Consider the following 4,227-nt stretch of genomic DNA (forward strand, 5'->3'; position numbering starts at 1 on the left):
CCGGCGCTGATCTTCTGGATCGTCGCCGGGTGGGTCGGGTACTGCCTTCTGCCTTGGTATGGGATTGAGGATGGCTTTTTCTCGTTTGAATGGCTGGTGGACGGCTATCCTTTCGACGACGACTACGCCCCTGCCGTCTTCCTGATCGCACAGGGCGAAAAACTGTGGCTGGCCCCGCTTTTGATCCCGTTGATCACATCGGTCATTGCGCTTGGGCGGAAGAAAAGCGACCCTTTCTATGCAAAAATTCTGATCTTGTCCGGGGCTGTCGGCTTCGGTTGGCTGATTGCGCAAGGTTTCGGTATCGGTATCCGAGGCTTCAACTTTGACTGGCTGAACGCCCTGTTCGGCGAGCTTGGCGACCGCCAGTTCGGGATGGGGTATGGTGCCTTGCTGATCGCATCGGCATTCCTGTTTTTGTTCACACAAGGAATCGCCGCGCGCGGAGCCGTGAACGGAGACGTCTTTGTCGTCAGTGCCATCGGCGGCGTCATCGTCATCGTCACGGCCTTTGTTTTCTTTCCGATCGCCAAGATGCTTCTGGCTGCTTTCATCACCGAAGAGGGCGGCTATTCGGCATCTGTCTTTGCGTCCAAGATTTTCGATTACCGCCTCTGGAGTCTGAACTGCCTCGCAGGCGGTCGCTGTGGAGCGGCCTGGAATTCGCTGTTCCTGGCTGTTCTCGTTGGTATCCTCACGACGGTGCTGGGTCTTTTCTTTGCGCTGATCGTGACGCGCTCGGGCTTTCGCTACAAGCGCGCGCTCCGGGCGCTTACGGTCCTTCCGATCATCACACCGCCCTTCGTCATCGGTCTAGCTTTGATCCTGCTCTTTGGTCTTTCAGGCACGGTCACCCAGTTTTTCGCCGAGCTTTTCGGGGTCCAGCCGACGCGCTGGCTCTATGGTATGCCGGGCGTTCTGATTGCCCAGACGCTCGCTTTCACACCCATCGCTTTCCTCGTGCTGATCGGCGTCGTCGAAGGCGTGTCGCCGTCGCTGGAAGAAGCTGCCCAAACGCTGCGCGCAAACCGCTGGCAAACGTTTCGCACGGTGTCGTTGCCTCTGATGCGCCCCGGCCTTGCGAACGCGTTCCTACTTGGCTTCATCGAAAGCATGGCGGACTTTGGAAACCCGCTGGTTCTTGGCGGCAATTTCGATGTGCTGTCGACGGAAATTTTCTTCGCCATCGTTGGCGCGCAATACGATCAGGGGCGCGCGGCGGTCCTTGCGATGGTGCTGCTGTTCTTCACGCTCTCGGCGTTTTATGCGCAGCGTATGTGGCTCGGCAAAAAGAGCTACACGACCGTATCCGGCAAAGGCGACGCGGGCGTCCACCCTCTGATGCCAAACGGCCTCGCCGTTCCGGTGTTCATCGCGGCGGGGGTCTGGGGCCTGTTCACCGCAGTCGTCTATGGAATGATACTATACGGCAGCGTCGTCGAACTTTGGGGTGTGAACAACTCTCTGACCTTCAAGCACTACGTCACGGCCTTCTCGTTCCGCCTAGAGGAAACGGGCATCCGCTGGACGGGCGCGGCCTGGGACAGCTTCTGGACAACGATTTACATTGCCGCCGCGGCTGCTCCCTTGACCGCTATCGTTGGTCTGATCACCGCATATCTGCTGACACGCCAAACCTTCGCCGGCAAGAATGCTTTTGAATTCGGCACCATGCTCAGCTTTGCAATCCCCGGCACAGTCATCGGTGTGAGCTACATTCTGGCGTTCAACGTCCCCCCGATCGAGATCACCGGAACGGGGATCATCTTGGTCGTCAGCTTCATATTTAGAAACATGCCGGTCGGTGTGCGCGCCGGCATCGCCTCTATGAGCCAGCTCGACAAATCGCTTGATGAAAGCTCACTCACGCTTGGCGCAAACTCGTGGCAAACCTTCCGCAAGGTGATCTTGCCGCTTCTGAAACCCGCCATTCTGGCCGCACTGGTCTATAGCTTCGTGCGCGCCATGACCGCGATTTCCGCTGTCATTTTCTTGGTGTCCGCGGAATACGACATGGCGACCAGCTACATCATCGGGCGTGTTGAAAACAACGACTACGGCCTCGCCATTGCCTACTCGACAACGCTGATCTTCGTGATGCTGGCGGCGGTCGGCGTGCTTCAGGTACTGGTCGGACGCACAAAAATCGGACGCCGTACGCAATTCGGGGCAAAGGAACAAACATGAGCGAAACTCTTATTGCTAGCAAAGCCGCGCCGGTGCGTTTCGAGAACGTAACGAAAAGCTTCGGTCGCGATGTCGTCGCAGTGGATAATATTGATCTACATGTTGAGGCCGGAAAACTAGTGACCCTGCTCGGTCCATCCGGTTGCGGTAAAACGACGACGTTGCGGATGATTGCCGGATTGGAAATGGCAACTTCCGGGCGCATTCTGATTGGCGACCAAGACGTCACCACTTTACCAGCAACGGATCGTGACGTGTCGATGGTTTTCCAATCCTATGCGCTGTTTCCACACATGAGCGTGCTGGAAAACATCTCGTACGGCCTGACCTTCTCGGGGTTTTCGAAATCAGAAACGCGCGACCGCGCGCTTGCTGGATTGGAGCTTGTTGGGCTGAAGGGGTTCGACACACGCTTGCCAAGCGAGCTCTCGGGCGGTCAGCAACAAAGGGTGGCCGTTGCGCGCGCCTTGGTTTTGGAGCCACAGGTACTTTTGTTCGACGAGCCACTGTCCAACCTTGATGCAAAGCTGCGGCGTCAGGTGCGCGAAGACATTCGGGCTATTCAGCAGGACCTTGGCCTCACGGTTGTCTACGTCACCCATGACCAAGAAGAGGCGCTCGCTGTCTCCGACGAAATCGTTGTCATGCGCAATGCCTCAATTGCTCAAATCGGCACCCCACGCAGTCTCTATGATGCGCCTGTAGACCGTTTTGTCGCGGACTTCATTGGGGAAGCGAATATCTTACCATGCACTATCGAGCACGTTGATGGCGATATGGCGACGATATCAATCGAGGAATATAAACACTTGCTTCCGGCACGGGGGCTCACCCCCGGAGAGGCAAAACTCGCTGTGCGCCCTTCCAGGCTGGTAATCGGCGCCCAGGACGGCTTCAAAGCAAAGATCGCAAAGGCGACCTATGTTGGCGTGCGGATGGAGTACACTTTGGAAGCCAGCTTTGGCTCTATGTTCGCCGTTCATGAAGACGTCGACACGCCTCTGGAAGTAGGAAGCGAAGTCACAGTCGGATTCTCTCAAAAAGGGCCGGTGCTCCTGCCAGAAGCTTAATCCGTCTGGTCGAAAGCCGCCTTTGACAGCTCTAGAAGTCGATCAAAAACGGCAGGTGTTCCCACAACTACACGTCCTCCATCCCGTATCATAGAGTCCGCGTCTTGCGACTCTACACACCCTCCAGCCTCCGAAACAACGAGCTGCCCCGCAAGGCAATCCCAAGCGTTCATGTGTTCTTCCGAGTATCCCAAAAGTCGCCCGTCAGCGACATAGGCCAACGAAAGAGCTCCAGACGCATTCCGATAAAACATTGCGCCCTCGTCGACCAAAGCCGTTACGAGACGAACGATGCCGCGATCATCCACCCGATTGGAGTATCCAACGCCAACAGTCCCTTCCGAAATCCTCCGGGCATCTTCAAGTTTGAGAGGTCTACCATTCAACGTCGCACCATCACCTTTGACCGCCACGAAGGTTTCTTTGTTACAAGGATCATGAATGACGCCGCACTCAGTCACGCCGTCGCGAACACCGGCAATTACGACCGTCCACGCAGGGATTCCATTTATGAAGTTTGTGGTGCCGTCGATCGGATCTATGACCCAGGTAAATCCGGACGTGCCGGACGTCGGTGCGTGCTCCTCGCCGACGATTGCGTCCTCATGAAAAGCCTTGGCTAACAGTTCCCGGGTCAATAGCTCGACGTTTCGATCTGCCTGCGAAACGAAGTCCTGGTGCCCTTTTTGGTCGATCACCAGCGCGCCTTGCTCGCGAAAGTACTTCAGCGCCAGACTCCCGGCCTGTTTGCAAATGTCTTCTAAGACTTCAACTCTTTCGGCCATTGGTTCTACTCTCTCGGATAAGACGGAACCTGTTCAATGTATCATCTTGGAGTTCATTGCGGTACGAAATGATTTCTGACGGCTCTACAGGACGCTATGTGTTGCAAGCACATACCATTTCCGATGGACCACAGACCGCTCATGCACTAACATTCAAACTGGACCAGTTAATTGGGGCTGATCAG

General features: G+C 56.1%; 3 protein-coding genes. 2 read left to right on the plus strand and 1 reads right to left on the minus strand.

Annotated elements, in window-relative coordinates; genetic code table 11:
* Both AC221Y_RS21010 and AC221Y_RS21015 read left to right on the plus strand, forming a co-directional pair.
* The coding region (locus AC221Y_RS21010; RefSeq protein WP_486708304.1) for an ABC transporter permease at nucleotides 1-2,187 on the plus strand (2,187 nt) is incomplete at its 5' end.
* Nucleotides 2,184-3,257: an ABC transporter ATP-binding protein gene (locus AC221Y_RS21015; RefSeq protein ID WP_486708305.1), complete on the plus strand. Its 1,074-nt coding sequence runs from the start codon at nucleotides 2,184-2,186 to the stop codon at nucleotides 3,255-3,257. The genes AC221Y_RS21010 and AC221Y_RS21015, both read left to right, overlap by 4 nt.
* On the opposite strand, the gene AC221Y_RS21020 is transcribed toward AC221Y_RS21015, so the two are convergent.
* Nucleotides 3,254-4,042 (minus strand): inositol monophosphatase family protein, encoded by a 789-nt coding sequence (locus AC221Y_RS21020; protein WP_486708306.1) that lies wholly within the window; start codon nucleotides 4,040-4,042, stop codon nucleotides 3,254-3,256. The two genes, AC221Y_RS21015 and AC221Y_RS21020, sit on opposite strands and share 4 nt — an antisense overlap.
* Between the last annotated feature and the right edge of the window lie 185 nt (nucleotides 4,043-4,227).

It is taken from the genome of Boseongicola sp. (genome assembly GCF_057460485.1).

Coding starts and splice junctions, on each gene's coding strand:
- AC221Y_RS21015 (WP_486708305.1), top strand. CDS start 2,184: ATGAGCGAAACTCTTATTGCTAGCAAAGCCGCGCCGGTGCGTTTCGAG.
- AC221Y_RS21020 (WP_486708306.1), bottom strand. CDS start 4,042: ATGGCCGAAAGAGTTGAAGTCTTAGAAGACATTTGCAAACAGGCCGGG.